Genomic DNA, 26955 nt, shown 5'->3' with positions numbered 1-26955 from the left:
ATTGGCGTGGTCGTCCTGAAGCGGCGGAGAAGTCCCGGACCGTACCCACCATAGAGGGGGAAATCGCCTTTGACTTGCTGACGATTGAGGCTTGTGGCTTGGCCTTTGTAGATCTGCATCAAGGAAAGCAGACTGTGAGACCGAGAGTGTTAGCGGCCCGTGCGCTATTCCGTTACCACGCAGCGAAGAGGATGCACGCGCGGGAAGAGGGAAAGACTTCAACACTCGGCGTAGATTTTCTTTCACCACGATGTTCCGGATTCTTCGCCACCCCCACGGCTCTCTCCAGGCGAGCACGAATCCAGCCGAACAGCTGCAGCAGAATTCCTGTCGCGACAATTGCGCTGACAGGCCACGAGCTGCCGCGGGAATAGCCGATCCTGATCCCCGTGCGGAATGCCGAAACGGAAACTGTGCCGACAAGCGACTTGACTGCTATCATAGATCTGGCCTTTGCCTTGTTGGTTGGAGTGTTATGCTTTCGACTGAGATGAAAACCTGCAGTCCGCACGAAGAAGGCAAATCGCCTTCAGGAGCGACGAAGAGCTGTTTATGCAACAAGGTTGCCAACAGTCTGGCTCAATATTTTAAACGTCACGGCGACTAACGCTGTGCATGAGCAGTCAGGGCACTGGACGCTTGCGAGATCTTGGTTGCATGGGACAGAAGGGTCTTAACCTCTTTAGAAGGATCCGCGACGTGCTCGGGCGCAACGGTCTGCCCAGCTTCTATAATCCTTTTGCCTACCATGTAGGCGCGAGGTTCGTTTATCGCATCGACAGCCAGGAGCCTGCTTCCCTTATAGTACCAAACCGAACGTGACCGCTCATGATCACCCGGTCGCTGGATGATCTGGTCGTAGCCGGTGTTCAACCCGGCTATTTGCAGCTTGACGTCATACTGATCCGACCAAAACCATGGCTTCGCCGCATAGTTTTGCGAAGCACCCAGCATGTTTCCGGCCACCAGTTCGGCATGATCGATTGCGTTGCCAACGCTTTCTAACCGGATCCGCCCGCCCTCATATGGAAAGGATGCGCACTCCCCGGCTGACCAAATGCTGGGGTCCGAAGTTCGTCCCTGGCGGTCGGTTCGGATGCCGTTTTCGATCTCAAGGCCTGCCTCTTCGGCGAGGCCGATTCTTGGAGCGACGCCAATGGCAACAATGACGAAATCAACTGGGATCTCCATACCATCGGCGAGCACTGCTCTGGAAACCCGGCCCGGTCCGGTCAGACGGTCAAGTCCGATATCCTCCAGAATCCTGACGCCATGATTGGAGTGCAGATCCCGGAAATAATCAGACGTTGGCGCGGCCGCGACGCGTTGGAGAATCCGAGGAGCCATCTCAACGAGAGTAAGTTCGAGCCCCAGTTTCACCCCCACAGCGGCGGCCTCAAGCCCCAGGTAGCCGCCCCCGACGATGAGCAGCTTCCGCCCGGACTGAAATTCGGCAGCCATCGCATCGATGTCGGCCAGCGTGCGGATCGTATACACGCCTTTCAAGTCACCGCCGGCCGTGGACGGTATCCGTCTGGGGCGGCAGCCCAGGGTAAGCGCCAGCTTGTCATAAGCAATTGACTTGGTGCCCACGCGTACTGTCTTAGTTGAGCGATCGACCAGGGTGACAGATGTGTCCAGTATGAGATCAACTTCATGCTCTTTCCAGAAAGATGGCGCCCTCAGGTATAGGCGCTCAAGAGGCATTTCACCCAGAAGGTAGCCTTTGGATAGGGGCGGCCGTTGATAAGGTGGCGTGGGCTCCTCCCCAATCAGAGTCACCGCCCCTCGGTAACCCAAGCTTCGCACCTTGGCTGCAAGCGATGCTCCGGCCTGTCCAGCACCGATAACTACAATGCCGGCCATGAGGAATTCCTTCCGCACATTGAGCCCATCCGCATATCTATTCAACAGATCACTTGATGTGGTTCAAACCTGCTTTTCAGGCATGTGAATAACCAGCCCTTCCAAGGCCTCGTTCACCTTGATCTGGCAGGTCAGGCGCGAGCGCGCGGGATCCGGCTCGTAGGCGAAATTCAGCATGTCCTGTTCCATCGCCTCCTTCGGCGGGAGCTTACCTACCCAATCAGGATCGACATAGACGTGACAGGTCGCGCAGGAACAAGCTCCACCGCAATCCGCCTCAATACCTGGGATGCCGTTGTCTCGGGCTCCTTCCATGACCGTGGCGCCGCGAGGGACGTCCACAACATGCTCCCGGCCATTATGTTCAACATAGGTGATCTTGATCATTACGATCTTCCTAGACTTGTACTGCAGCAACTGACGACCGGGCGCATCGCGTCTGGCGTATTTACTTCTTGCGCATTTCTTTCAAGCGGGCCCGAGTGCGGGCCGTGGCTTCTTCCGTGCCATCGTGGAAAGTACCAAACCATTTATCGCACGGCACTTCGGGTTCACCGTAGTTGCACTCGAAATAGCGATGGTGCAGTTGATGGAAGAAGTCCCCTACCTTCAGCCCAGCGTCGCTGTCTTCTCCAGCGGTTACGGCTTCATAGCCACCATGCGAGGTAATGGCCAAAAGCACCTTGTTTTGTAGATGGAAGATGAAGTGTATCGGATGAGATGGGATCACCAAATGGATGAGGACCGCACTCAGATATATGATATGCTCCCCTGGGTGCATTGACATGCCAGACCACGGGCCCACATTCACGTTTCGGTGATGGATGGAATGGACCTTGTCATATATCGGCCCCCAATGCAGTAACCGGTGGATCCAGGTAAAAGTGGAATACGCCGTATATGGGTAAAAGCGCAAACCAAAGTACAAACCACACAGGATGTTCAGAAAAGCTCAGCATCGGCGCATAGCCGTTGGCGTACGCCCAGAGGCCAAGAACTTCATATGCCGTCCAAACCGTCGCCCCACTTGCGACCGACCAATAAACGTTGTCCAAGAACTGGCTATTGAATGTATATAGCCCGCTTTTTTTATGAAATGGCCGGGCATCATATCGAAGACGACTGCCTTGTCGTTTGAAGGTGTAGAGGTAGAGATGCATTCCTCCAGCCACGAAAACCATCAGCGCGAGATTGCGCAGGTAAACGGCCGCGATCCAATCGAAAGCAAAAGTTCGCGCTGTTTCCAGCGACGGCGACAGGTAGAACCACGTTAGGAATGACAAGCCAACAATGAGCAACCGATCCGATATCGGGAGCCAAGAATTCCACAGCACCTTCAGCCCAAGCATCGGTCCCCGCTCAAAGTTAAATAGCGACTTATCCTCAAGCGGAAGGTCGGGGTGGTAGTTCCAGGTCGATTTTCCCGGAAGCGTGACATCCGGCGTCGTAGTGTCATGTGTCATGAAAATCACTCACCTGCTTCGCAAGCCCTACGCGGCGGTCTTGCGTACCCGAGCACGAAGCTTCCAGCTCTGGGGTTCCATTGGGATCCGTCTCGTCACGTTGCGAAAGGATCCATCGCATGCCGCCGATTGAAGCACGCTCGGCGCTTCGATCCGCGACTCCTTTGCTCCTGCAACCTGCCTGCGAGAGAACATAATATGCGCATGGCCATTGCCCCAAGGAAAATAAAATCAACGACCGTTGAGCGTAACGTATTGAATCGCGTAGGGTTTGCATTCAGCTGTGAGGAGTGGACCGGGAGCAATCAACAGCTCGCGACGGGGGCCTGACGCGGAGAACACGCTTGCATTCACAGTCCCACGGGATTGCCCGATGGTATGGTTTAGCTGATGGGTCGCCGTGCTCTCCGCAACTGGCCGGATTGATCAGCATTCCATTGCCGAAAGACTGACGAGCGGATGGTCACTCATCTGGCTGACTGTCTCAAGCGCCGAGGTGGGCGACCCATTGATCATGCTGGTCAGGCAGCAATGCATCGCGAAGCGGACAATGACGTCCTGGTTGGGGAAGCTGCCGACGACATCCGTCGCGCCGCTTGATATCAAACGGGAGGACCGTTTGTTCAGGCTTGTGCTGGGCAACTGACCCGAGGCTCCTTTGGGGAAGCTGATCTAGGCGAGACGTTAGGATCTCAAACATGATGGCGGCGAGTTTCGGCACCTTCGGCCGCATCTGGTCGGAGACGGCCTGCCCTCCTGGCTGCCCTCGGTCTGGCCTGCGCAGGCACGCTGCGACTTGCCACGCTAGGATGGCCAGCCAAGGCACACTGCGCCCGCGACGACCTCCCACAGGGACGCAAACAAAGATCTTAAGGAAGAATCGATGGGGCGGCGATGATCTCGGGAATCATCGGAAAGCACGCCGACTAGCCGCCAGCCATACCACGTCCGCGATTCTGGGCGACCAATGGCAGATCGTACGTCCCAATGGACACTAATCGGCTGCGGCAGATGCTTGGTCCAATAGCCAAGCACGCATTGTTGACGCAGGTTTTGAGAGCGGCTTCCTGTTGTTCCAAGCAACACAAAAGCCGACAGGGTCACGCATAGCGACATCGGAGAACCGGACGAGTCTTCCCTGGAGCACCATCGGTCTGACCAATGAATCCCATCCCAATGCCAAGCCTTGATTTGCCTCAGCCGCCGTAAGGAGAGCCGAGTATCTGTTAAATCTGCTCCCGCGCAATCCTTGGTAGGGAACAGATGCGTTTTGCAGAAAATCATGCCATCGAGGCCAATGCGGATTATTCCAATCTACATGAAGCAGCGGAAGGCTCGGCAAGTCTGTTGGTTTGGCAAAGCGGTGCTCTTCCGCAAAAGCCGCACTACAAACAGGATAAATGAGATCTTTTAACAGGGGCTCGGTGCTTTCGTTCGCCCATATTCCTGCTGCGGGTCTTACGAAAAGATCTACTTCAGCATTACGAAAGTCACGAACCTCATCCGATATGAAATGATTCACCGTAATGTGCGGAAACTTACCCCAAAAATCTGTCATCCTTGGCATAAGCCAGTGCGTGGCGAAAGCATCAGTACACGCCAAAGTTACGATTTCCTCGTCTTTTTCAATCCTTAATGCCTGGACCGCTTCGGAGCAACGCGATAGACTGGCGGCTACCTCAGAGAACAAATCTTGCGCCGCCGCGGTCAGCTGGACTCCATTTTTGAGTCTAATGAAAAGTTTGAGACCAAGTTCATCCTCTAGAGCCTTTATCTGTCGGCTTACCGCACTGACAGTTACGTTCATTTCATCTGCAGCGTTCTTAAAGTTCGCATGCCGAGCGGTCGCCTCAAAAACAGCCAAAGTCGTCAATGGCGGGAGGTTATAGTACTTGCGAACGATCGATTTGCTCCTTTAAGCTATCCGGCAACCGCGTTATATAAATACTTGCGCTGCTTTGTCTTGGCGCACTCACAATAATTTGCGACAGGTTCGATTGCAAGAAAAACTGAAAAGCACCGCCCATCTCAGTGAGTGAGAAGCCTCTGCCCCCCTTAAATCGGCGCGCATGACATTCCGCGGCAGCTCGAAAGCCGCTCGGAGTTGGGGCCTGCCCCGGATCGGCAGATAGCTCGGTTGCACGTCGATGTCCCGAGAAGCTTGGGGCAGTCCAATGCTCCACTTCCAGGCATCAATCTCACCGGCTCAGCTGAATTCCCGGCTGAACTTCTTTGGATTCCCGCGCTCCCCTTGTGTCAGACGCCCTGCAACTCGGTTGTGCCGACATTGAGTCGGCGGCTGCCATCTGCGTCCGGGTTCCTCGTTCCCTTTACAAGGCGGTCGCCGTGCATCTACTGCACCAATTCGTGGTTGGAATGCTCCGCCTCCAGGAGACTTTTCTTAGCCGCTGGGTGGATCGATGCTCAAATAGCCGGCACTTGCCCGAGGGCAAAAAGTACCGGCTATCTGGTGCTCTGGGATGGATTTAGGCGTCCAGCCAAACCTTCTCGAAATCCATTGTGTAGGTTGGGTGCATGGCGTAGTTCTTGACCTTTTTGTTCATGTGGCAGTAGAGCTTCTGCCAGAATGGCTGGACCATGATGCCGGAATCCTGCAGGATCTGCTCGACGTCCTTCATGACCTCTTTGCGTTTGGCAACGTCTATCAGCGATAGCGCATCTTTGAGCTTGGCGTCGAAATTGGGATCGGAATAAGCCGTCTCATTCCAAGCCTCGCCAGTGCGGTACGCCAATGCGAGGACCTGAACCCCGAGCGGGCGCATGTACCATTGCGTTGTGGAATAGGGATATTTGTTCCAGTCGTTCCAATAGGTCGAGGCTGGTATCACCGTACGTTTAACTTTGATACCAGCTTCGCGCAATTGAGCAGCAATTGCGTCAGCGGTGTTCTTCTGCCATTCGTCGTCAACCGAGATTATCTCGTGTTCGAAATCGGCTTGGCCTGCGTCCAGCATCAGCTTCTTGGCACCCACCATATCTCGCGCCTTTTTCGGGAGCGGATAGTACTCTGGATGTATGGGGCTCACATGATGGTTCTCGCCGACCGTGCCATGCCCACTATAACCCAGCTGCAGTACGGCGTTGTTGTCGACTGCCATCTGCAGCGCGTTCCGCACCCGTTTGTCGTCGTAGGGTTTATGGGTGGTGTTGGTCCGGCAAATCAAGGTAGTCGCTGTATCGATTTCCGACCTGACAAGGGCCATCTTGTCCAGGATGTCGATGAAGTCCGACGGCGTCTCAAAGTTGAGGTCGATTTCACCAGAATCGAACGCATTGAGCGTGGCATTGAAATCGGCGCCATAATCGATGAACTGGACACCGTCGAGGGTCGCTTCGCCTCCCCACCACTTGCCTTTTTCGCGACGCTTCACGACCGCTTTGCCGCCGACTTCATAGGAAACCAGCTCGAATGCGCCGGTACCGATTGGCTTCTTGATCGGGTCAGCGCCATCCTTGTCGAAATCGCGATGTACGACCAACGCGGGATAGTCTGTGAATCCCGCAATGAGCGTGATGTCGGGTGCCGAGAGCTTCAATTTCACTGTGTGGTCATCGACCTTCGTAATCGCGCCCTTCCTAGCTTTGCCCGTCTTGGTGTCGACCAATCCACTGACACGTGCCGCCATGGAATTGCCCGATACATTTTTCTCGCACCAGCGGCTCAGGTTGGCGACCACATCGTCAGCGCTGAAAATATCGCCGTTGTTCCAGGTGACGCCTTTTCGCACATGCAACGTGTATTCGGTGGCATCGTCGTTGACGTCCCAGCTTTCGAGCAGAACCGGCTCAAAAGTGAACTGATGCGTGTAGCGGACGAGCGGCTCGAGCCAACAGCGTGTGACGTTTGCCATTTCCGTCCAGTCGTAGGTCCGAGGATCTTTTTGGCCTTTAACGTTCATTGAGACGCGAAGCGTTCCGCCTTTCTTCGGCTCTTCAGCAGCAGCTGCCGCGGGCGCCGCAAGGCCGATCATGCCATAGGCAACTGCGGTAGATGCACCGAAGGCAGTCGCGAGAGCCAGAAATTCACGCCGATCCATGCGACCAGCACGCGTTTCTTCCGCCATGGCCCTGATGGCAGCTGGAACTCGCTCGCCGTTGCTTTTGAAAACTCCCATGTGCTTTCCCCTTTACACTGTTGCTATTCAAGGACATTTAGTGCGTGACACCTGCCGGTATCTGACCCGGCTCGGACGGTTTATTTGACCGTCTATTGTTGGTACCTCCTGGGCCGGATCTCAAAGCGGATAAAACTCATGGGTCGCGTCATATCACTTGCCTGGGTATGCTTGCCATGGGCGCGCCGTGCCTGCCGCAGTACCTCATTTGGCGCTCCGAGATAGAGGCTGGTTAGCTCACGAATGCACAGCCCACCGGCTTTGTTCAGCGTGCGGCCCGAGTGTAGGGTGAAACGATATGCCGTGATTGAGGGTCGCTGGAAGCGGAAAAAGAAATCAGCGTGTATAAATAGAATTAATGTCGTGATACCTCTAGGTTTGCGCTCGCGATAATGTTGGCGCCAGGTCTCCTGGCAAGAGAGCGAGCAAAGCCGTCGCGATCAAATGCACTGTCGAGAACGCTATCAGATCGGCAAATGAGGTTTCGAGAGCTGCGACACAGGCTTGCGCAGCTCGGCTCGGGACCTTGTTCCTCCTTATTGCTTCTGACCTCGACGGCCGGATATGCCGTAGCGATGTGCCGCAACCGATCTCGTTTGGAAAGTCTCTTGGTTGATCGGCTACCCTGCTAGCGGCAATATGATGATGCTTCATAATCATCTTGGGACATTTAATTTCGGGCGGCCGAAGCCAGTCTCTTCCTTCCCGTACACACGTGAGGGGGCCATCACATGAAGTCCTTCTATACCACCGTCACTAAGTATGAGTTGTACATCTCCGGGTAAGCTCCTGACGATAATTCTTGCACGCACCTTCCATCGCTATACGCCCAAGGACATTGATATGGACGCTCGCGCGGCTGTTGCACGGGCGCAGACCTCCCCGCAGTAGCGCTGTCCCCGGTCGCAGCTACGGCAGATCGTTACCTGCGAACGGCAGCGGCCGCACAGAAATAAGCGGCCCGTAAACATCCGCGACGCCGCTGGGGTTCGGGGAAAAGGTCGACGGAATGCGCTGACAATGCGATAATGCAGGTCGCCCACCGTCAGTGGAGCGTGACACCGAGCCCAGACTAGCCAGTTGAGATCGGTGTTACGCCGGATTGTTCTGCGGCGCTGATTACCCGCAGATCTACCACAAGGCAGCGCATGGCGGACGAAAGCCGCTCAGGGCGACTGGAGACGTGCCCCGCGTCTACCGCTTTCTCAACCTCAGAGTAACCGTCCGATTGGTACCGCCTGCCTGACATCGTCGTGATGGCCTATGACACGTACTTAACGACGTCGTTTGCGACGTGTCTTGTGAGGTTGCGATGCGTGTCGAGATTCTTGGTGCTGAACGGCGCCGTCGCTGGGGTGATAAGAAGAAGCTCGACATCGTCATGTCGGTTGGAATTGACGAGGCGACTGTGACTGAGGTTGCCGAGCGGCACGATGTGACGCGGCAGCAGATTTACACCTGGCGGCGAGAGTTGAGGAGGAAGGGGCTCTTGTTGCCGTCGGCGAGTCCCATGTTCCTTCCCGTGGACATGCCGGTGGCGCAGAGCGAACCCCGTATGGGCAAAGGCACCGACAGATTGTCAGCACTGGTCGAATTGCAGCTATGCTGTGGGCGGAACCTGCGCTTTGACAGAGAGATCGATACCGCCACTCTGACTCGGCTTATCCATGCGGTTGAGGCAGCATGATCGGACCGGGAACTGGGGTTCGGGTGTACCTTGCCTGCGGGTTCACGGACATGCGCAAAGGGATCGAGGGTTTGGCTGCACTGACGCAGGATGTGTTGCGCCAGAAGCCGACGGGAGGCGCGGTCTTCGCCTTTCGGGGAAGACGTGGCGACCGTTTGAAGCTTCTTTATTTTGATGGCCAGGGGTTCTGTCTTTATTACAAGGTCTTGCAGAAGGGTCGCTTTCCGTGGCCGTCGGCGGCCGACGGGACGGCCCGGCTGACGTCAGCGCAAATGGCGATGTTATGGGAAGGAATTGACTGGCGACGCCCCAATTGGGGTGCGCCGCCGGCGCGTGTCGGGTGATTTATCTCTCTGAATCTAATGGTTTTTATGGCTACTCTCCCTGACTTATGGTAGTCAGGTGCATGTCGAATGTCGCCGAAAATCTTCCAGACGATCCCGCCTTTCTGAAGGCGATGATCGCCGCCTTACAGGCGGAAAATGCGAAGATGTCGGCGACGTTGCAGGCGCATGACCAGTTGATCCAGGCCTTGCGGCTGCGCATTGCCAAGCTGAAGAAACAGGTCTTCGGCAAGTCTTCGGAAAAGATCGAGCGGGAAATCCAGCAGCTGGAACTGGCGCTGGAGGATCTTTTGATCGCCGCGGCGGAGAGCAATGCCGGGCCAATCAATGAGGCCGACGAGGCAGCGTCTGTCGCGCCTATGACGAACGCGCCCGAAAGCATCACGCGCCGTCGTCCGCGCGTATCGCACAAGGCAGTTCGCGAGCGCAGGGAGCTCGATCCCGGCGCCTGCTGCCCCGCCTGTGGCGGTGAACTACGTCTTGTGGGCGAAGACACGAGCGAAATCCTCGACATGATCGCCGCGCAGATGAAGGTCATCGAGATCGCTCGGTTGAAGAAATCCTGCCGCTGCTGCGAAAAGATGGTGCAGTTGCCCGCGCCCAGCCGTCCGATACCAGGCAGCATGGCTGGCGCCGGCCTTCTGGCTTACATCCTGGTCTCGAAGTTCGACGATCACCTGCCATTGTATCGCCTGCACGAAATCTTCGCCCGCATGGGTGCCGACATCCCCGACAGTACGCTGGTCGATTGGTGCGGTCGCGCCATGCAGGTGCTTCAGCCCCTGATCGAGCGGATCGGAACCGTGATCATGGCCAGTGACCTTCTCCATGCCGACGATACCCCGATCCGGGTGCTGGATCGCTCCATGCAGGACAAAGGGCTGGGGAAAGGCGTAAAGAAAGGCAGGATCTGGACATATGTCCGCGATCAACGCCCATGGGCGGGCGCCGCTCCGCCTGGCGCGGTCTACTACTTTGCTCCGGACTGGAAGGAAGACCACGTCCTGCGCCACCTCAGGCAGACAAGCGGCGTCCTCCAAGCTGACGGCTACAAAGGCTACGGCAAGCTTTATGAGCCTGGAGCCGATGGAACATCCCGTTTCCGAGAAGCGGCATGCTGGGCGCATTGGCGACGCGACTTCCATGATATCTGGACCTCGAACAAATCCGAGATCGCACGCGAGGCTCTCGACCGTATCGGTGCGCTTTATGACATCGAGCACGGCATTGCGGGTCAGCCTGCCGATGCCCGCCTTGCCGCACGTCAGAAGCATAGCAAACCAAAGATCGGGGCATTCCGTGTCTGGATCGAAACGCAACTGACCCGCATTCCGGGCAAGAGCGATTTGGCAAAAGCCTTCCGTTATGGCCTGAGCCGCTGGCCATCATTGTGCCTGTTCCTCGAGGACGGCCGCGTCGCCATGGACAACAATGCCGCCGAGCGAGCCCTGCGCCCGATTGGGATCGGAAGAAAGAACTGGCTATTTGCCGGCGCCGACACCGGCGCCGAGACCCTGGCTCGCGTCATGACAATCATCGAGACGGCCAAGATGAACGGCATCGATCCGCAGGCATATCTCGCAGACGTGCTCGACCGCATCCACGATCACAAGATCAATCGCCTCGACGAGCTGCTTCCCTGGAATTGGTCACCTGTCACCGCCATCTCCGCCGAGGCCGCCTGATGGCAACGGTGACCCACGTGTTCAGCATCGACTACGTCGCCAAATTGCTCGACGAAGATGCCGAACTCCTTCAGGCGATCGTCAACAACGATGACAACCTGAGCTACGGCAACATCATCAGCGTCTACACCGGGCCGGACGAGGCAACAACTTCGCTTACCCGCGACGGAATGGAAGAGCTGGAGCAAATGCTTGCCCATGCGCGCCGCACCGCTGACGAATGGAATGACTTCCTCGAAGCCTTCGTCGATGACCAGGAACTCACCGCTCGCATCAAAGCGAAATCTCCGCGGTAACAACCGGGCGGTTACACCTCAGATGATCAACACCGCGTCGCAACGGCGGTCGCCCGCTACAGCGCTAGTCAAGAGCGCGCGGGCGACCGCCTTTGCTCTCTCCAACGCCTCAGCTCTTGTCGTTGTTTATCAGCGGTTGTCGACCGTCATCGACACCGTATGCCGCCTCGTTCTCGTTCAAACAGCTTCACGTTTAGGCGCGCTTCTAGTCGCTGAATGCGCTGGGTGACGGCGCTCTGTATGATCGCCAACGCCTCGCCGGCACGACTGAAATTTGCTGTTTCAGCGGCCACCCTAAAAACCTAGAGATCAGCAGCGAGACTGGGATCCAATTTCCTCAACAATTCGTATCCTCCAGCGAAGCACCAGCCACAGGGGTATTGGCGGCAACAAATGCGTCAGCTTCCTATGATATTAGGTACGCTAATGCTGACAAACAGTAATCGTAATTCGCCCCGCTTTCTCAAGAAGATAATGTCGCCAGTACTGGCCCTTGCTGGGTTTCCTTTAAAGTTACAAGATCGCTGGTCGGTTCTGCATCTCGCGCACTCGGGATGGTCCCTTACGAAAGGAATATGATGTCTCAAGTATTTCTGCCGCTTCTTAGAAAGGAACTTGCTGCTCTCAAGGAAGTTGGCCTTTACAAATCAGAGCGTGTCATAACCTCCAAGCAGGCGGGCGAGATCGGGGTTGCGTCCGGAGAGCGCGTGCTGAATTTCTGCGCGAACAACTATCTCGGCCTCGCCGACAATGAGGAGCTTGCCGATGCGGCGAAGCAGGCGCTCGACCGGTACGGTTATGGTATGGCGTCCGTGCGCTTCATTTGCGGCACCCAGGAGGAGCACAAACAACTCGAGCCACGCATCGCGTCGTTCCTCGGCATGGAGGACACGATCTTTTATTCCTCCTGCTTCGACGCCAATGGCGGGCTGTTCGAGACACTGCTCGGAGAGGAAGATGCGATCATCTCCGACGCGCTGAACCACGCCTCAATCATCGACGGTGTGCGCCTCTCCAAGGCGAAGCGGCTCCGATATGCCAATAATGATATGGCGGCCTTGGAAGAGGAGCTGAAGAAGGCGGAGGGCAGCCGCTTCAAGCTGATCGCCACCGACGGCGTGTTCTCGATGGACGGCATCATCGCCAATTCCGGGGGCGTGTGCGATCTCGCTGACAAGTATGGCGCCATGGTCATGATCTACGACAGCCACGCGGTCGGTTTCGTCGGCAAGCATGGTCGCGGCTCGGCCGAGCTTTTGCGGTGTCGAAGGCGGCGTCGATATCATCACGGGCACGCTTGGCCGTCATCGGGCGGTTATACGTCAGCGAAGGCTGAGGTGGTCGAGTGGCTACGGCAGCGTTCGCGCCCCTATCTCTTCTCGAACACGCTGGCGCCTGTGATTGCCGCCACGTCGCTGAAGGTCTTCGATATCTAGCGGTGGCTCGTTTTCGAACGGATTCTCGAGGGTTCCTGCGTTGGAGTCGCCTTTTCAGGAAAACGTCCTCAAACTCGCGCAAACCAGTGGGCACCGGTGAGAAGGTATTTGTCTCGGCGCCCAACGCCGCAACGAACAGATGCATGATAATACTCTTTCCAAACAAGTTTTGGGTATCTCACGACGTCCTTCATGAGCGCGGGCCGGGGAAACCTTTTTGCCTGAACATCCTGAAGCACGGCCTTGTCCAGGCTGCGCTCGGTCAGCAGCTTCTTCAGCTTGGCGTTCTCGTCACAGCGCCTTCAAGCGCCGAGCCTCCGAGACCTCCAGCCCGCCATCTTTCGCCTTCCATTCACATCTCCTCCCGGACGATCCGATGGTCTGTTCCTCGCTGACCGGAATCGCTTCATGGTCCGTTTCCTTCTAAGGACGGACCCTAACCAAAAATGGCACGCTGATACGAACTAGACGGTATGACCGTGGTGTGAGCGGCGGCCCGCCCTTAGTCTTTGCAGCTGTAAGCAAACGAGGGTTGCGCGGGCAGTGCCGAGCCGAGCCTCAAGCAAAGGAAGGACGGGCCATGAAGCAGGATAACGTTTTTACGTCGGTGTCGATGTGTCGAAGGCCAAGCACGCGATTGCGATTGCCGAGGGCAGCCGGGAGGGAGAGGTCCGCTATTTCGGCGACATCGAGGCGACGCCGGCGGCAGTGGAGCGGTTCGTGCGCAAGCTGGAGAAGAAGCATGCTTGTTTGCACTTTTGCTATGAAGCCGGCCCGACCGGTTACGGGCTCTATCGCCAACTCGTCGAACTCGGTCACCGCTGCGACGTCGTCGCACCCTCGCTGATCCCCAAGCGGCCGGGCGAGCGCGTCAAGACCAACCGGCGCGATGCGGTCAGCCTGGCGCGGCTGTTGCGGGCGGGCGAACTGAAGGGCATCTGGGTTCCCGACACCGTGCATGAAGCGGTGCGCGATTTGGTGCGGGTGCGGGCTGCAGCGAGCGAAGACCTGCGCAAGAAGCGCCAGCAGGTGCTCTCGTTCCTGCTGCGCCACGGCCGCGTGTTTACTGGCCAAAAAAATTGGAGCCGGGCCCATGCCCGCTGGCTGGCGGCGCAGAAGTTCGACCATCCGGCCCAGCAGATCGTCTTCCAAGACCAGGTCGACGTCATCACCGATGCGCAGGCTCGGCTGGAGCGGCTGGATGCGCAGCTGGCAGAACTGGCGCCGAGCTGGTCGATGGCGCCGGTGGTGGCGGCCTATCAGGCGCTGCGCGGTGTATCCTTCATTGTTGCCGTCACCTTTGTCAGCGAAGTTGGCGATGTCCGCCGCTTCGACAGTCCGCGCCAGCTGATGGCCTTTCTCGGCCTGGTGCCATCGGAGCGCTCGACCGGCGAGACGGTCAAGCGCGGCGGCCTGACGCTGGCCGGCAACCAACGTGCCCGCCGCGTCCTCGTGGAGGGCGCCTGGGCCTACCGTCATCCCGCCAGGGTGAGCGAGACCATTCGCGTCCGGCTCGAGGGCCTGCCGAAGGCGGTGCGCGAGATCGCCTGGAAGGCGCAGACCCGGCTTTGCGCCCGCTACCGGAGCCTGACGGCGGCCGGCAAGAAGGCCCCGATCATCGTTGCGGCGATCGCGCGCGAGATGGCAGCCTTCCTGTGGGCCATTGGCCACCAGGTCGAACCGGTGCGTTGAGATGCGGTGCGCTCCTGCATTGAAGATCAGGATCCCGGCAAGCGCGCGCCCGGCGCGGGCGCCGCCGGATTGAGGGGCTCCGCCCGCGCCGGTCTCCGGCGAAAATCACGGGCAGCACGGCGACGGGATGTGGCCACGGTGGGGAATTCCCGCGAACCGCTGCGTGGCTGGGGATATCAGCCCCTAACGCCCGACCGCTAGACAGGGATAGCCCAAGACGAATTACGGAAGTGCGGTAGCCAACCCGCGGATAAGAGTATGATCAACCGTCGTCTTAAAGGCCCATCCCGTCCCCGTGCTGCCCCATCAACGGCAACAAAACCTGTGGCAAAGGCCACAGGGCGGACAAGCCTCATCCATCACCCTTGACCACGGTCATAAGAGTTTCGATGCCTCCAGGAACGAATTTGTGTTGTTTACGAACTGGTTGGTTGAGGAGTTTACCGTTCGCCTTCGTGGAAGTGTGTGCGGCCGCGCCCGGTAAGATCGGCAGGATGATTTTTGACGAGTGCGCTTCGGTATGGTGAACACTATTCACAGAAATACAGCCAGCTGGAATGCTGCCAATCAGGCCGTGCGGGATGGGGTTAGGCGCACTTATTGTTAACTCAAGACTATGTCCCTTTCGCAAGACGTGAGCGAACGGATTGAGCATAGACATCCTTACTTCGTATATCTCGTTTGGTCTAAGACTTTCACGCTTAGTAAACGTGTGCAGCACCTCTTCCGAATTGGTCTGCTCTTTATCAATTTCCTGGAACGACGCTCGATGTTGCCCCGATTGAAGAAAGAGCACAGTACCGTCCGCGCCAACATCTTTGAGAGTTACTACTATATCGGTATCGTCTCCGGCGTCTATGCTGACAAATAGAACTACTTCTGGATTGCCCAATAATGTTGTATCCTCGGCTGCCGGGGCTGTCCGATAGTTCAATACTCCCTGCTCGAAAGGCAGAATCGAAAATTGTCTATCAACGGCTTCCGGATCGGGGGCCATTCCAGATCCTCCGCCCGCGTTGAGCGGCACTTCGAATCCCGTCGGATAAAGATAAGAACGAACGCCTTTATTCGGGCTTGAAGACGGCTGTTCGGTCGATAGAGTGCCATCGGCTCCCAGAAAAAAAGACTGACGTTGGATCATTGGGTCTGGCCAGCTAGCGTGGGATGTTGACCATCCCGGGATTGCTTTCTTCACATCACCATCAGGGGAAACTGCTTCCCAGAAAACCTTTACCGGGGGTTCCTTGTCGATTCCATTTTCGATGCCTTTGACCCAGCGGTCCAGGAACCTGAGATGCTCAGCTCGAATGAAAGGATAACCTCTGAAAAAGCAGGTCGACGCATGGTCGCCATTTGTCAAAACTAGTCGTTTGTTCTTCAAGTCAGGCGTCAACCGACTGAAAATGCGCGCACACTCCAGGGCGACGCCGCCCTCCTCGTCATTGTATGCTCCTATGATCATGGTCGGAACGTTGATCCGGCCCGCAACTTCAATGCGGGCTAAATCTTTGCTGTGCCACCAGGCATCTTTTAATTGGTGTTGTCGGTGCGCCCCGGAATATCCGTTTTTGCAAATTTGCCGAGCGCTTCCACGAATCTTCACACATTCGGTGTCGCCCTGGCTGATTCGCCAGTCCATGCCGATCGAGTGGGTGTTCTTGAGGTGTCGATCAAAGGCTACTTCACCTACCTTCTGCATGCCGCCGAGATAAAAGCAGGTTTCATAATTATCTGCGAGGCCAGTGGGTATAATGGCTCTTAGGTGAGGCGGCCGCTCTGCAGCAACCCAGACCTGGCTCGCGCCCGAATACGAATTGCCGACCATCCCAACGTTCCCATCGCTCCAAGGCTGCCCAGCGATCCATTCGACGATTTCGGCACCACAAACTCCTACCAGGCGGTCCGGCAACCAATCGTCCACGACACCCTCTGAACACCCTGTCGCCGGCCAGTTTGCGCCGACCGCGGCATAACCAGCATCCAACAATTGCTTGGCCTGTTCAAACGGCATTGCGCTCGCTGTATAGCAATTATAGAGCAAGACGGTTGGATGTTGCCCGACCTTGGGATGGTACGAGACGTATGCCATACGCATACCGTCTCTCATTGGAATATATCCCACATTACAGATCACATCTGACTCTCGGTAATCCATGCCATCCTCGATTGAGTGATTTTGGGGAGCGTTTATCGACAATCAACCCGGAGCACGCTGTCGAATGCCTTAATGAAGCTTCGTCCGTAGGTTTCCTGCGCCAGAATCTCTCGCTGCTGCGCTGGGCCGTCTCCGTCGTGCAGCCTCCACTAGGAATTTCCTGCTGTATGGACTGTTGATCTTCGCATCTGGCGAGAGGGCTAATGGGCACATCGGATCACCTACCAATACGACAATGAACTTTCGGACCAGCTTGGCGATGGCGAAGGCGGCCGGGAACAGCGTCTGCTCGGTGCAGCGGATCTGGCGTGCCCATGGCCTTCAGCCGCATCGGGTGCGGCAGTTCAAGCTGTCCATCGATCCGCAGTTCGCGGCCAAGCTGCGCGACATCGCAGGCCTCTATGTCAATCCGCCCGACCAACCATTGTCTTGTCGGTCGATGAGAAGAGCCAGATCCAGCCCCTTGACCGCACCCAGCCGGGCCCGCCGATGAAGACTGGACGCGCCGGCACCATGACCCACGGCTACAAGCGTCACGGCACCACCACGCTGCTCGCCGCCCCGATGTCCTTGAGAGCAAGGTCCTCGGCCAATGCATGAAGCGCCACCGCCATCTGGAGTTCATCCGGTTCCTCAATGTCATGGACGCCAGGGTGCCCAAGAACAGAGCCGTTCAAGTCATTGTCGACAACTATGCCACCTACATACATCCAAACGTCCTGGCGTGGCTCGACCAGCACCCACGCTTCGTCTTCCACTTCACTCCGACCTCCGCATCCTGGCTCAACGCCGTCGAGGGGTTCTTTGGCAAGCTAACCAAGAAGCGCCTCAAGCACGGCGTGTTCCGATCCCTCCAGGAGCTTAAACATGCCATCCACCGCTTCCTTGACGACACCAATGCAGACCCCAACCCTTTACCTGGACCAAGGACCCCACCAAAGTCATCGCCGCCGTCAAAAGGAGGGTACCAAGTGTTAGGTTCGATCCACTAGCTAGGGTTTTCGATGCCTCCAGGAACGAATTTGTGTTGTTTACGAACTGGTTGGTTGAGGAGTTTACCGTTCGCCTTCGTGGAAGTGTGTGCGGCCGCGCCCGGTAAGATCGGCAGGATGATTTTTGACGAGTGCGCTTCGGTATGGTGAACACGATTCACAGAAATACAGCCAGCTGGAATGCTGCCAATCAGGTCGTGCGGGATGGGGTTAGGCGCACTTATTGTTAACTCAAGACTATGTCCCTTTCGCAAGACGTGAGCGAACGGATTGAGCATAGACATCCTTACTTCGTATATCTCGTTTGGTCTAAGACTTTCACGCTTAGTAAACGTGTGCAGCACCTCTTCCGAATTGGTCTGCTCTTTATCAATTTCCTGGAACGACGCTCGATGTTGCCCCGATTGAAGAAAGAGCACAGTACCGTCCGCGCCAACATCTTTGAGAGTTACTACTATATCGGTATCGTCTCCGGCGTCTATGCTGACAAATAGAACTACTTCTGGATTGCCCAATAATGTTGTATCCTCGGCTGCCGGGGCTGTCCGATAGTTCAATACTCCCTGCTCGAAAGGCAGAATCGAAAATTGTCTATCAACGGCTTCCGGATCGGGGGCCATTCCAGATCCTCCGCCCGCGTTGAGCGGCACTTCGAATCCCGTCGGATAAAGATAAGAACGAACGCCTTTATTCGGGCTTGAAGACGGCTGTTCGGTCGATAGAGTGCCATCGGCTCCCAGAAAAAAAGACTGACGTTGGATCATTGGGTCTGGCCAGCTAGCGTGGGATGTTGACCATCCCGGGATTGCTTTCTTCACATCACCATCAGGGGAAACTGCTTCCCAGAAAACCTTTACCGGGGGTTCCTTGTCGATTCCATTTTCGATGCCTTTGACCCAGCGGTCCAGGAACCTGAGATGCTCAGCTCGAATGAAAGGATAACCTCTGAAAAAGCAGGTCGACGCATGGTCGCCATTTGTCAAAACTAGTCGTTTGTTCTTCAAGTCAGGCGTCAACCGACTGAAAATGCGCGCACACTCCAGGGCGACGCCGCCGTTCTCGTCATTGTATGCTCCTATGATCATGGTCGGAACGTTGATCCGGCCCGCAACTTCAATGCGGGCTAAATCTTTGCTGTGCCACCAGGCATCTTTTAATTGGTGTTGTCGGTGCGCCCTGGAATATCCGTTTTTGCAAATTTGCCGAGCACTTCCACGAATCTTCGCGCATTCGGTGTCGCCCTGGCTGATTCGCCAGTCCATGCCGATCGAGTGGGTGTTCTTAAGGTGTCGATCAAAGGCTGCTGGACCTGCCTGCTGCATGCCGCCGAGATAAAAGCAGGTTTCATAATTATCTGCGAGGCCAGTGGGTATAATGGCTCTTAGGTGAGGCGGCCGCTCTGCAGCAACCCAGACCTGGCTCGCGCCCGAATACGAATTGCCGACCATCCCAACGTTCCCATCGCTCCAAGGCTGCCCAGCGATCCATTCGACGATTTCGGCACCACAAACTCCTACCAGGCGGTCCGGCAACCAATCGTCCACGACACCCTCTGAACACCCTGTCGCCGGCCAGTTTGCGCCGACCGCGGCATAACCAGCATCCAACAATTGCTTGGCCTGTTCAAACGGCATTGCGCTCGCTGTATAGCAATTATAGAGCAAGACGGTTGGATGTTGCCCGACCTTGGGATGGTACGAGACGTATGCCATACGCATACCGTCTCTCATTGGAATATATCCCACATTACAGATCACATCTGACTCTCGGTAATCCATGCCATCCTCGATTGAGTGATTTTGGGGAGCGTTTATCGACAATCAACCCGGAGCACGCTGTCGAATGCCTTAATGAAGCTTCGTCCGTAGGTTTCCTGCGCCAGAATCTCTCGCTGCTGCGCTGGGCCGTCTCCGTCGTGCAGCCTCCACTAGGAATTTCCTGCTGTATGGACTGTTGATCTTCGCATCTGGCGAGAGGGCTAATGGGCACATCGGATCACCTACCAAATCGACAATGAACTTGTGGACCGGCTCGGCGCGGTCCAAATCGCCGCGATGTCGAGCGAACCGAACGGCTTCGCCGTTGCGACTCACAGTGAGTCATACAATGCATCGATTGTTTCGGTTCGGTACGCCGAGACGGGCTTTTCGAAGCGCCAAGCGCGGTAGTCCTTCCCGTCGAGCCCCCAGCTTAAACCAAAACACTGCGACGACAGCTACACTGGAATGACAGGCCACCAAAGAGATAAAAAATACCGTCCCTTATAGATGCTGTTTATAGCAGATTCCGCCGAGTAGAAGCGTGGGTCCGTTGATGACAGGGACACACGCGATACGCCCACCGAGGCCGACCTTCAGGTAAATGGCTCGACCCACAGGTATCCACCACAATACGCCGAGGACCAAAGCCTAGCTCGCGCGCCGCTCACACTGGGATGTTCACTTCACGCAACGTCGGCATCCCGGATCAATCAGGTCGTGCGGTCGTTCGCCTAGCTGACGCGAAGCAGTTGCAGCGCGGCGTACACCGGTCTAGCGCAGACTGAACGCCGACATCGACGCTTTCGTCGAAACCAACAACGAAAACCCCTCCCCATACAAGTGGGTCAATCCGCCGACCAGATCCTCGCATCAAGCGTTTCTGCCAGAAGACAATGAACGGGACTTCAGATTCAGAGGTAGGTGACTAGCTTGTATCAGCAGCCATTTCTGGGTAGACTCAGTCGGTTTTGCAAATACGATCGAAGCCCTGTGCCCTGCAGCACAGGATAATCTCGGGCGTTGAGCGCCTCCACCGTAAGCGCGTAGGCCACCCCACGTGGCGTGCGGGATTTTGAACGCTCATTTTCTGCATGAGTCATGCGGAGAATCCCATGAGCGAAAGTGTGATCATCATCGGACATTTGAGGTTTTGACGGCGGAGCCGGTGCGGTCGCGTCGCAAGCCCCGTCGTTGGTCGGACGAGAACAAGGCGGGGCTTGTTGCGGAGGCGTTGGCGCCGGAGAGCAATGTTTCGGGATTGCCCGCTCTCACAGGTCTATGCGTGGCGCCGCAAGGCGCTGGCTGGCGTCTGGAGCGGTTTCGCGCTGACTGGGGAACACGTCAAGCCAGTCACGTTCACGCGCTTTGAAGCGGTAGGCAGTGAGCTGGTGGAAATCGTCGTCGGCGACGTGTTGGTGCGCGTCGGCGACGATGTTGATCCCGATCGTCTGGTCAAGATCATGCGCGCGGTGCACAAGGCATGATCGCCTCAGGAGTTGTCGTTTACGTGTCGTGCCAGCCGGTCGACTTCCGCAAGGGAGCCGCATCGTTGATGGCTCTGGTGAGGGATGGCGGTCTCGACCCGTTCTCAGGAGCGCTTCACGTGTTCCGCTCGAAGCGAGCCCAACACGCGACATTCTGCATACAGTCTTCGAAGCGCTATGATTGCATATCCTTGGCATTCCCTTTTTGGACGGAATGCGGCGCGGCAATCAACGTGAGAGCGCGTATTGCCTCACGTAACGATGCTCCCCGAGATTCGAGCGTTGCCTCATCCATTTTGCTCCCGGCTTGGGGAGAAGGAGGCCGGGCGCGGTGGCCGGGGTTTCGCAGCGCCCGGCCTCCTTCGCGAGCGCGGCGGCGCCTCAGTGTGGCCTTGCGATCTCCAGGATCGGCGGCTCCTTGTTCAAGGGGCCAAACAGCAACGCATCCGCCTGTTCGCTGCGCCAGACCTTTAGCCGGACGTTCGAAGCACCTTGTCCGGGTAATCGCCGGGATACTTGGTCTGCAGTCGCGACAGAAGTTCGCTGCCGGTTCGCCATGGTTCGGCTTCGAACCAATTTCGTAAGTCGCCTTGACGAGAGGGTCAGGACGCCGCCGCCCTCTTTTGGCTTTCACAATCGGGCGATCCGTCGGCCGGATAGCACCGTCCTTCCAGGCAGTCCGCAAAGTCGCCAGGAAAAGGTTGATCGGCTGGGCTGCCCCGTCAGGGCGCACGGCGGGCGAAGTATCGGCAAGCGCAGCGAGCCGCTCCTGCATGGCGCGGATATCGCGCAACAGCAGGACAGGATCCAGTCCGGCGTAGATTTCCTGCAGACGGGAGCGGACTGCATCTGACGTGCGAGCGTCGTCAACCAGATGCGTATTCCAATGAAACCGGACGGTGATTCCGAAACGAAACCGGACAATCGCGTCCGGCTTTTGATCGGAATGCCGTCCGGTAAACCGTCGGAATCTGGAGGGTTATGTGAGGTCGCAACTGTCGTCGCGGCGAGCTCGAGCGACCTCACATAGGCCGGATTGAAGTAAGGCGCGGGTTGTTTGACGCTGTTATGGGATTAGTACAGCACGTTGTCTGACGCGGATAGCGCATTCGTCGCGCGCGGCGTCGCACTACCGAATTTGAGCTTGATCTGGCGACCGTTGCGAGCAGATTGCCGGGCGATTGGCGCCGATTTTTTGCGCTATGAAGGTGCGCTGACGGTCTTTCGATATGGCCGGGGCCAAGCGGTATCGTGCGCCGGAAAGGCGTTTGGTTTTGCGGGGATATTGCCAGTGTTCGGCTTGCTGGACATCATGTTGTATCGCACCGGAAAGATGATGGCCGCGGCGATGAAACAGGCGCGACGGTGATCCCTGTCCTGCGCATGGGGGACGTTGGCAGTCGGGGCATTCGTGGGACTGCCCGGGCTGTGACTTGCCGGCCTGCGGCTGCCCCTCTGCTGGTGATGGCTGCTTAGCAGACGGAGGTCGCCATCTTTTGCGCCGTCTCAACTGTATGCTTGACTGCGCGCCCGAATCCCGTCTGCCGCTACGCAAAGGCAGCATAGCCATCGTCATCAAGGTATAAAATCCCCCTGGTCAGGACCCATGTACAAACGCCCAAACCACTCTAATCTTCCTAGCTCTGGTGGCCCATAATCTCGACAAGCCGCTTTGCTGAGCCGAGGCAAAGCGTCCAGCCAAGCGTGCCATGACCAAGATTGAGGAAAAGTCCGTCGAGGCTCCCTGGGCGAATGATGGGCCGCGAGGATGGCGTGCACGGCCGTGAATTGGACCATGCATGAAGATCGCCTTCTTCGGAATGGCAAAAGACCGGACCAAACGCTTCCATAGCCGTTGAAACAAAGGCTTCGAAGCGAGCACCGTCGAAGCAAATCTTCCGCGCTCCTATATCCGCGAGGCCGGCGGCGCGAACGGAATCGCCTAATCTCGCGAACACAATCTTCCGCTTTATATCAGTGATCGACACTCGCATAGCCGCGGGCGTGGCCCTTGCCGTGACCGAATAGCCCTGCACAGGCCAGATGGCGCCAAATGGTCGGTCACATAACGGCAGGAAGTTAATCGAATGACCAGACGTCACCACGGCCATATCGCAGTCCAACGGCTCACGCGACCGGAAAGATAGTCCTGTGACCTTACGACGGTGACTGAGGATCGCTTTTACTTCCTGCCCAAAAACGGTTTTGAGCCCAAACCGCTCAACGAGCCGTTCAACCAGTGCCGCGCAAAAAGCATCCGGCCGGCCAGCCGCATCGTTCTCGCTGTAGATCACCCGTTTGATAACGTCGGGATATAGATCAAGGGCCGGCTCTATGGCTGTCGCCTGCTCTCGATTCAACACCTCTTGCCGAATGCCAAGCGAGCGTTTCAATTGGCGGACGCTGGCCGTCGCCTCACAGGCCTCAGTTGTAGAATAAAGGATCATTTTGCCGGACTGCTTATAGTCGAAAGACAGCCCGAACTCACGGAGCAACTCACGCAATAACTCGCTCGTGTCCGCCGCCATCCGAAGCAGATGGCTCGTATTGGCAAGGAAGCGTGCCTCGGTGCTGTTTACGAGGAAGCGCAAACCCCAGATTAGGAATTCAGGGTCTGCGTGCAATCTGATCCGATAGGCAGGGTCCCGTCCCAGCAGCATATCCGGCAAATGGCGAATGAGAGCCGGTGAGCCGAGTGCATCTCCGTAGGCATAACTTAGCTGGGCGCCGTTCGCGCGGCTCGCGCCTTGGGCGGCAGCCGCATTGCGGTCGACGATCGTAACCTCGTGACCCTCCCTGCAGAGCAGATATGCCGAAGCCACACCCACGACACCAGCACCGACGATTGCGACGCGCGCCATGTATCAGGCTCCGTCCTTGAGATGAGCGGAAAGCTCGATCTCGACTGGCGCTCTACGCGGCAATGAGGCAACGCCTAGCGCCACGCGCGCATGCACCCAGTTGTGGGGAAAGACGCGCTGCAACAGTTCGGAGGCAGCAAGCACCACTCCGTGTCTCGGCGACCCCAACGCCGGATCGTAGCGATCGAGTCTCTTGTCCAGCCGCGCCATTGCCGGCGAGCTCATAGTCGCGAACTTCGATTCTTTCCGGACGTCCATGACGCTTTTCCCTTCGGTGGCCGCACGAAGAAAATCACGTGGGCTGGGCTTGCATGCCACGCACCAAGGCGTGCGGCATAAACTGCGCTGTCAAGCCGATCCGGCACGATGAAGGTAAGGTCGGTCGACCAGCCTGCGTCGTAGAGGTTATCGTCATGAAAATGGATGGCGCCATATTCAGTTGGCGTGGATCGCCAGTCATGAAATCGCCCGGTCCAATTAAAACCTTTCATAGCCCGGGTGGGCATGTTTACCAGTCTAATATCTTGCCAGCACTGGCCGCATTCCCATGAAGTGTCAGCCGCTCAAAGGAGAAAGGAGCGTCCGCGCAACCGTGCTCTCGTCGACCGCTGCCCTGCTGAACCGCAGCGGCTGCATCGTTCCGGAAAGCCAGACAGAGTAGAAATCGCGATAGTGAGGCGAGCGCGGATCTGCCGACTGGCCGGGCAGGAGCAGGACTCGGCTATTGTCCCACCCGCCCACATCCGTGACGAAAAGATAGCTCGCGCCAACGCTGACGTTGAAGCCGCGACCGGCTTCTGTCCCACGCATCATCACAGTCGTGTAATCACCGCCTGAACGCCCACCGTCGATCTTAGGAAAAGCTTCCGAGATCGCAGGTATAGCTGCAAGTGGGTGGGAGATGGAGACCCGATGGAGATCGCCCCAACGCCATTGCGCAGGGTCGGCCCCCATCAGTTTGATCGCCTTGGCCCATCCCGCGATCAGCGCTCTATCGATGATAGCATCGCGTGCAGCAATAGGATCGCTCCCTAGCATCGTGTCCGGCGCCGAGAGCAGCCGTAGCATCTCTGAAAGGTTGATCGAACTGATCAGGTCCCTTGCAACTGGGGGAACCGCCAACTCTCGGAAACCGGACAACAGTTCGGGAAGGACCATCTCATAGAGAAAAGCGGCCGCGCTGTCCGCTTGAATCTCACAATCCCACAGGCGAAGCAGCGAAGCAGCGGGGGCGGCGTCCAGCGAGGGAGCGACCGGAAGCAGACTGACTAGCGCGCGGGCCGGCAGAGAGTGAACGTCGTGCTGGAGGGCGATACTGTCTTGCAGGGAATGTCTCGGTTGGCTGCGCAGCACTTCAGCTATGCGATCCCAGCGGAAGGAGTCGGCCCAGGAGAAGCTGATGGGCCGTTCCTTGTAGGGATAATCCGGGGGCAGGTTCATCTGATTGGCAGATGCCAGCCAGCCCTCCTCGGGATTGTAGCTGTTCGGCATCTCACCGACATCTAGCAGTCCAATCCAGTCAAACCTGCCGTCGCCGGGCGCGGGCAGCAGCCCATCGTGGTTCGGGCGCCTCGGTGTGAAGCCAATTGCATGCCAGCCGATGTTACCCTCGACGTCGGCATAGTGAAAGTTGGTTGGCCAGACGTGGAGTTTGAACGCTTCGCACAACGACGTCCAGTCGTGCGCAAGGTTGATAGCGATCATAGAAAACCGCACGTTCGCTCCCGGCAGCATCGAGACCGACGCGAAAGCCACGGCCCGGCGGCGCAAGGCATCTTGTGAAATGACGGGACGTCCTTGTGAATAGCGGAGCACCGTACGCTCGGGCATCGCTCCCTTAACCACAATCTCCTCTTCGAAGGTCTCGAAGGGCTTCCATTCTCCCTTGTGCCAATAGTGGTTAGGATCGTTTTCCCTCGTTTGAAGAATGAAAAGGTCCGTCTGGTCGATATGGAAGTTGGTGCGGCCGAAGGCGAAGCGATCGGTATGGCCCTGCATAATGCCAGGAAGGCCAGGCTCCCCCGCGCCGATGACGTCGAGCCCCGGTGCTGTCAGGTGGGCGATGTGGCGCGGGCTGGCACTTCCAATCCCAAGATGGGGATCGTTCGCGAGGATCGGCCGGCCGGTCGAAGTGCGCCAGCCCGCCACGGTCCAGGCATTGCTTCCCCGACCTGCGGGGTCAACGCGCTCCAGCCCCGGATTGTCGGACGCCAAGTCCCCACAGTCGAACGGCAGCGGCTTCGCCAACTCCGCCAATACGCCAATGTCCGCCTCCGTGACGGAAGCACAATCCAAACCTTCGGGCACTGTAAAAGACCACGCGGGACGCAGCGGGTCCATGAGCTTATCGAGGTGAAGAAGTCCGCAGGCCTGGAGCCTCGCCCGACGAACCTCATCGGTCGCGTCGCCTATCTCCGCATTGCGGATTCGCGCCAAATCACGCACGTCCCATCGCAGCGGCTTGATGTCTAATATGCTGTATTCAAGCGGCATTTGGGAAGGATTTGCCTCCAGTTCCGCGATCCGGGCATTCACGCCGGCGACATAGCCGCATGCGCACTCCAGCACTTCAGGCGGCAGCGCCATCAGTTCAGCGTCGATATCGCCGTGAAATAGAAAGAGGCGCGCCGCGCGATCGGCCGAGACGAAGCGCGGACCGAATGCCTCGGCCATTCGACCCAGGTCACGCCGATACGAAATGTCGATCTGAAATAAACGGTCACGGGCAACGACATAGCCTTGCCCGAAGAATGCGTCGCGCTTCGATTCCGCTCGAATGTGAGGGATGCCCAACTCATCGTCGATGATCCAGATTGGCGAATCGGCTCCCGCCGCGGTGATATGGCAGATAAGCTTCGCCGAGGCCAAGTGTGCCGGCTCTAAAGCCGTGGTTTCATCATTCTGAGAGTTCACGGGCAGACTTTTCACGGCATTGAGATATTTTTGCAGGCTACATGAGTATAGCGCAGTCCTTGCGCACTCTATTACGGTAGGTCTGCTACCTAAACCCCCCGTAAAGGACCAGAGAGCCAAGAACAGTAAGGTCGGCTGCCTGCGGCACAAGCGCTAGTTCCAGGCTGGATGTGGCGGTCCATTTT

Annotated in this window: 21 protein-coding genes and 5 pseudogenes; 10 read left to right on the top strand and 16 right to left on the bottom strand. The window is 57.3% G+C overall.

The window, feature by feature from the left end; all coding sequences use genetic code 11:
- Positions 1-603: 603 nt before the first annotated feature.
- The 6 genes from ACVMIM_RS11880 to ACVMIM_RS11855 form a co-directional block, all read right to left on the bottom strand.
- A complete protein-coding gene (locus tag ACVMIM_RS11880; RefSeq protein ID WP_476112103.1) occupies positions 604-1866 on the bottom strand; it encodes an NAD(P)/FAD-dependent oxidoreductase in 1263 nt (420 codons plus the stop codon).
- 63 nt (positions 1867-1929) lie between these two features.
- On the bottom strand, positions 1930-2253 hold the full coding sequence (locus ACVMIM_RS11875; protein ID WP_476112101.1) for a 2Fe-2S iron-sulfur cluster-binding protein: 324 nt from the start codon (positions 2251-2253) through the stop codon (positions 1930-1932).
- A 61-nt stretch (positions 2254-2314) separates the two neighbouring features.
- Complete coding sequence (locus ACVMIM_RS11870) at positions 2315-2782, bottom strand: sterol desaturase family protein (protein ID WP_476112099.1); 468 nt, start codon at positions 2780-2782, stop codon at positions 2315-2317.
- Entirely contained in the window at positions 2706-3329 is a 624-nt protein-coding gene (locus ACVMIM_RS11865) for a hypothetical protein (RefSeq protein WP_476112097.1), read from the bottom strand. Before ACVMIM_RS11865 ends, ACVMIM_RS11870 begins: the two co-directional genes overlap by 77 nt.
- A gap of 994 nt (positions 3330-4323) precedes the next feature.
- The gene (locus ACVMIM_RS11860; RefSeq protein ID WP_476117186.1) at positions 4324-5193 is read right to left on the bottom strand and encodes a LysR substrate-binding domain-containing protein; all 870 of its coding nucleotides are present in this window, start codon (positions 5191-5193) and stop codon (positions 4324-4326) included.
- A gap of 622 nt (positions 5194-5815) precedes the next feature.
- On the bottom strand, positions 5816-7465 hold the full coding sequence (locus ACVMIM_RS11855) for an ABC transporter substrate-binding protein (RefSeq protein WP_476112096.1): 1650 nt from the start codon (positions 7463-7465) through the stop codon (positions 5816-5818).
- Positions 7466-8777: 1312 nt separating this feature from the next.
- Here ACVMIM_RS11855 and tnpA point away from each other — a divergent pair.
- The 4 genes from tnpA to ACVMIM_RS11835 all read left to right on the top strand — a co-directional run bounded on the left by tnpA (position 8778) and on the right by ACVMIM_RS11835 (position 11477).
- On the top strand, positions 8778-9152 hold the full coding sequence (gene tnpA / locus ACVMIM_RS11850; RefSeq protein ID WP_476112094.1) for an IS66-like element accessory protein TnpA: 375 nt from the start codon (positions 8778-8780) through the stop codon (positions 9150-9152).
- Positions 9149-9496, top strand: a complete 348-nt coding sequence (gene tnpB, locus ACVMIM_RS11845; protein WP_023778341.1) for an IS66 family insertion sequence element accessory protein TnpB — start codon at positions 9149-9151, stop codon at positions 9494-9496. Before tnpA ends, tnpB begins: the two co-directional genes overlap by 4 nt.
- A 62-nt stretch (positions 9497-9558) precedes the next feature.
- Positions 9559-11181 (top strand): IS66 family transposase, encoded by a 1623-nt coding sequence (gene tnpC / locus ACVMIM_RS11840; RefSeq protein WP_476112092.1) that lies wholly within the window; start codon positions 9559-9561, stop codon positions 11179-11181.
- Entirely contained in the window at positions 11181-11477 is a 297-nt protein-coding gene (locus ACVMIM_RS11835) for a hypothetical protein (RefSeq protein ID WP_476112091.1), read from the top strand. Before tnpC ends, ACVMIM_RS11835 begins: the two co-directional genes overlap by 1 nt.
- Positions 11478-11623: 146 nt before the next feature.
- Here the strand turns inward: ACVMIM_RS11835 and ACVMIM_RS11830 are convergent, their stop codons facing one another.
- Positions 11624-11770, bottom strand: a complete 147-nt coding sequence (locus ACVMIM_RS11830) for a helix-turn-helix domain-containing protein (RefSeq protein WP_476112090.1) — start codon at positions 11768-11770, stop codon at positions 11624-11626.
- Between the two features lie 261 nt (positions 11771-12031).
- On the opposite strand from ACVMIM_RS11830, the gene ACVMIM_RS11825 reads away from it, so the two are divergent.
- The gene (locus ACVMIM_RS11825; protein WP_476112088.1) at positions 12032-12913 is read left to right on the top strand and encodes an aminotransferase class I/II-fold pyridoxal phosphate-dependent enzyme; all 882 of its coding nucleotides are present in this window, start codon (positions 12032-12034) and stop codon (positions 12911-12913) included.
- A 229-nt stretch (positions 12914-13142) separates the two neighbouring features.
- Here ACVMIM_RS11825 and ACVMIM_RS11820 read toward each other — a convergent pair.
- Positions 13143-13267 (bottom strand): annotated as a pseudogene (locus ACVMIM_RS11820) (transposase); the annotation flags it as partial.
- A 261-nt stretch (positions 13268-13528) separates the two neighbouring features.
- Here ACVMIM_RS11820 and ACVMIM_RS11815 point away from each other — a divergent pair.
- Positions 13529-14605 carry an IS110 family RNA-guided transposase gene (locus ACVMIM_RS11815; protein WP_476112087.1) on the top strand — a complete coding sequence of 359 codons (1077 nt, stop codon included), beginning with the start codon at positions 13529-13531 and terminating at the stop codon, positions 14603-14605.
- Positions 14606-14957: 352 nt separating this feature from the next.
- Here ACVMIM_RS11815 and ACVMIM_RS11810 read toward each other — a convergent pair whose 3' ends face one another.
- Positions 14958-16712, bottom strand: a complete 1755-nt coding sequence (locus ACVMIM_RS11810) for a CocE/NonD family hydrolase (protein ID WP_476112085.1) — start codon at positions 16710-16712, stop codon at positions 14958-14960.
- A 295-nt stretch (positions 16713-17007) separates the two neighbouring features.
- Here ACVMIM_RS11810 and ACVMIM_RS11805 point away from each other — a divergent pair.
- Positions 17008-17752, top strand: a pseudogene (locus ACVMIM_RS11805) (IS630 family transposase); the annotation flags it as partial.
- Here the strand turns inward: ACVMIM_RS11805 and ACVMIM_RS11800 are convergent.
- Positions 17749-19530 carry a CocE/NonD family hydrolase gene (locus ACVMIM_RS11800; RefSeq protein ID WP_476112083.1) on the bottom strand — a complete coding sequence of 594 codons (1782 nt, stop codon included), beginning with the start codon at positions 19528-19530 and terminating at the stop codon, positions 17749-17751. The pseudogene ACVMIM_RS11805 and the gene ACVMIM_RS11800 sit on opposite strands and share 4 nt — an antisense overlap.
- A gap of 1229 nt (positions 19531-20759) precedes the next feature.
- Between ACVMIM_RS11800 and ACVMIM_RS11795 the strand changes: the two genes are divergently transcribed.
- A complete protein-coding gene (locus tag ACVMIM_RS11795; protein WP_476112081.1) occupies positions 20760-20996 on the top strand; it encodes an IS66 family insertion sequence element accessory protein TnpB in 237 nt (78 codons plus the stop codon).
- Positions 20993-21082, top strand: a pseudogene (locus ACVMIM_RS11790) (hypothetical protein); the annotation flags it as partial. The gene ACVMIM_RS11795 and the pseudogene ACVMIM_RS11790, both read left to right, overlap by 4 nt.
- Before the next feature lie 295 nt (positions 21083-21377).
- On the opposite strand, the pseudogene ACVMIM_RS11785 reads toward ACVMIM_RS11790, so the two are convergent.
- Positions 21378-21936: pseudogene (locus ACVMIM_RS11785) on the bottom strand (ISNCY family transposase); the annotation flags it as partial.
- A 147-nt stretch (positions 21937-22083) separates the two neighbouring features.
- On the opposite strand from ACVMIM_RS11785, the gene ACVMIM_RS11780 reads away from it, so the two are divergent.
- Positions 22084-22365, top strand: a complete 282-nt coding sequence (locus ACVMIM_RS11780; RefSeq protein ID WP_476117467.1) for a hypothetical protein — start codon at positions 22084-22086, stop codon at positions 22363-22365.
- Here the strand turns inward: ACVMIM_RS11780 and ACVMIM_RS11775 are convergent.
- From ACVMIM_RS11775 to ACVMIM_RS11755, 5 genes and pseudogenes are all read right to left on the bottom strand, one after another.
- Positions 22307-22467, bottom strand: a pseudogene (locus tag ACVMIM_RS11775) (IS91 family transposase); the annotation flags it as partial. The gene ACVMIM_RS11780 and the pseudogene ACVMIM_RS11775 overlap by 59 nt on opposite strands.
- 166 nt (positions 22468-22633) lie before the next feature.
- Complete coding sequence (locus ACVMIM_RS11770; RefSeq protein ID WP_476112080.1) at positions 22634-23857, bottom strand: FAD-dependent oxidoreductase; 1224 nt, start codon at positions 23855-23857, stop codon at positions 22634-22636.
- A 3-nt stretch (positions 23858-23860) separates the two neighbouring features.
- A complete protein-coding gene (locus ACVMIM_RS11765; protein WP_476117465.1) occupies positions 23861-24115 on the bottom strand; it encodes a hypothetical protein in 255 nt (84 codons plus the stop codon).
- Positions 24079-24348, bottom strand: a complete 270-nt coding sequence (locus ACVMIM_RS11760; RefSeq protein ID WP_476117185.1) for a N,N-dimethylformamidase beta subunit family domain-containing protein — start codon at positions 24346-24348, stop codon at positions 24079-24081. Before ACVMIM_RS11760 ends, ACVMIM_RS11765 begins: the two co-directional genes overlap by 37 nt.
- Positions 24349-24412: 64 nt before the next feature.
- Positions 24413-26770: a penicillin acylase family protein gene (locus tag ACVMIM_RS11755; RefSeq protein ID WP_476112078.1), complete on the bottom strand. Its 2358-nt coding sequence runs from the start codon at positions 26768-26770 to the stop codon at positions 24413-24415.
- Positions 26771-26955 lie beyond the last annotated feature (185 nt).

The organism is Mesorhizobium sp. USDA 4413 (assembly GCF_056280365.1).
Note: the sequence above shows the minus strand (reverse complement) of the source record. Positions and strands in the feature narration are given on the sequence as shown.

What these genes read in the sequence shown, in the direction of transcription:
- ACVMIM_RS11880 (WP_476112103.1), bottom strand. Translation starts at nt 1,866, where the DNA reads ATGGCCGGCATTGTAGTTATCGGTGCTGGACAGGCCGGAGCATCGCTT.
- ACVMIM_RS11875 (WP_476112101.1), bottom strand. Translation starts at nt 2,253, where the DNA reads ATGATCAAGATCACCTATGTTGAACATAATGGCCGGGAGCATGTTGTG.
- ACVMIM_RS11865 (WP_476112097.1), bottom strand. Translation starts at nt 3,329, where the DNA reads ATGACACATGACACTACGACGCCGGATGTCACGCTTCCGGGAAAATCG.
- ACVMIM_RS11855 (WP_476112096.1), bottom strand. Translation starts at nt 7,465, where the DNA reads ATGGGAGTTTTCAAAAGCAACGGCGAGCGAGTTCCAGCTGCCATCAGG.
- tnpA (WP_476112094.1), top strand. Translation starts at nt 8,778, where the DNA reads ATGCGTGTCGAGATTCTTGGTGCTGAACGGCGCCGTCGCTGGGGTGAT.
- tnpB (WP_023778341.1), top strand. Translation starts at nt 9,149, where the DNA reads ATGATCGGACCGGGAACTGGGGTTCGGGTGTACCTTGCCTGCGGGTTC.
- tnpC (WP_476112092.1), top strand. Translation starts at nt 9,559, where the DNA reads ATGTCGAATGTCGCCGAAAATCTTCCAGACGATCCCGCCTTTCTGAAG.
- ACVMIM_RS11835 (WP_476112091.1), top strand. Translation starts at nt 11,181, where the DNA reads ATGGCAACGGTGACCCACGTGTTCAGCATCGACTACGTCGCCAAATTG.
- ACVMIM_RS11825 (WP_476112088.1), top strand. Translation starts at nt 12,032, where the DNA reads ATGGTCCCTTACGAAAGGAATATGATGTCTCAAGTATTTCTGCCGCTT.
- ACVMIM_RS11810 (WP_476112085.1), bottom strand. Translation starts at nt 16,712, where the DNA reads ATGAGAGACGGTATGCGTATGGCATACGTCTCGTACCATCCCAAGGTC.
- ACVMIM_RS11800 (WP_476112083.1), bottom strand. Translation starts at nt 19,530, where the DNA reads ATGGATTACCGAGAGTCAGATGTGATCTGTAATGTGGGATATATTCCA.
- ACVMIM_RS11795 (WP_476112081.1), top strand. Translation starts at nt 20,760, where the DNA reads ATGTTTCGGGATTGCCCGCTCTCACAGGTCTATGCGTGGCGCCGCAAG.
- ACVMIM_RS11770 (WP_476112080.1), bottom strand. Translation starts at nt 23,857, where the DNA reads ATGGCGCGCGTCGCAATCGTCGGTGCTGGTGTCGTGGGTGTGGCTTCG.
- ACVMIM_RS11765 (WP_476117465.1), bottom strand. Translation starts at nt 24,115, where the DNA reads ATGGACGTCCGGAAAGAATCGAAGTTCGCGACTATGAGCTCGCCGGCA.
- ACVMIM_RS11760 (WP_476117185.1), bottom strand. Translation starts at nt 24,348, where the DNA reads ATGAAAGGTTTTAATTGGACCGGGCGATTTCATGACTGGCGATCCACG.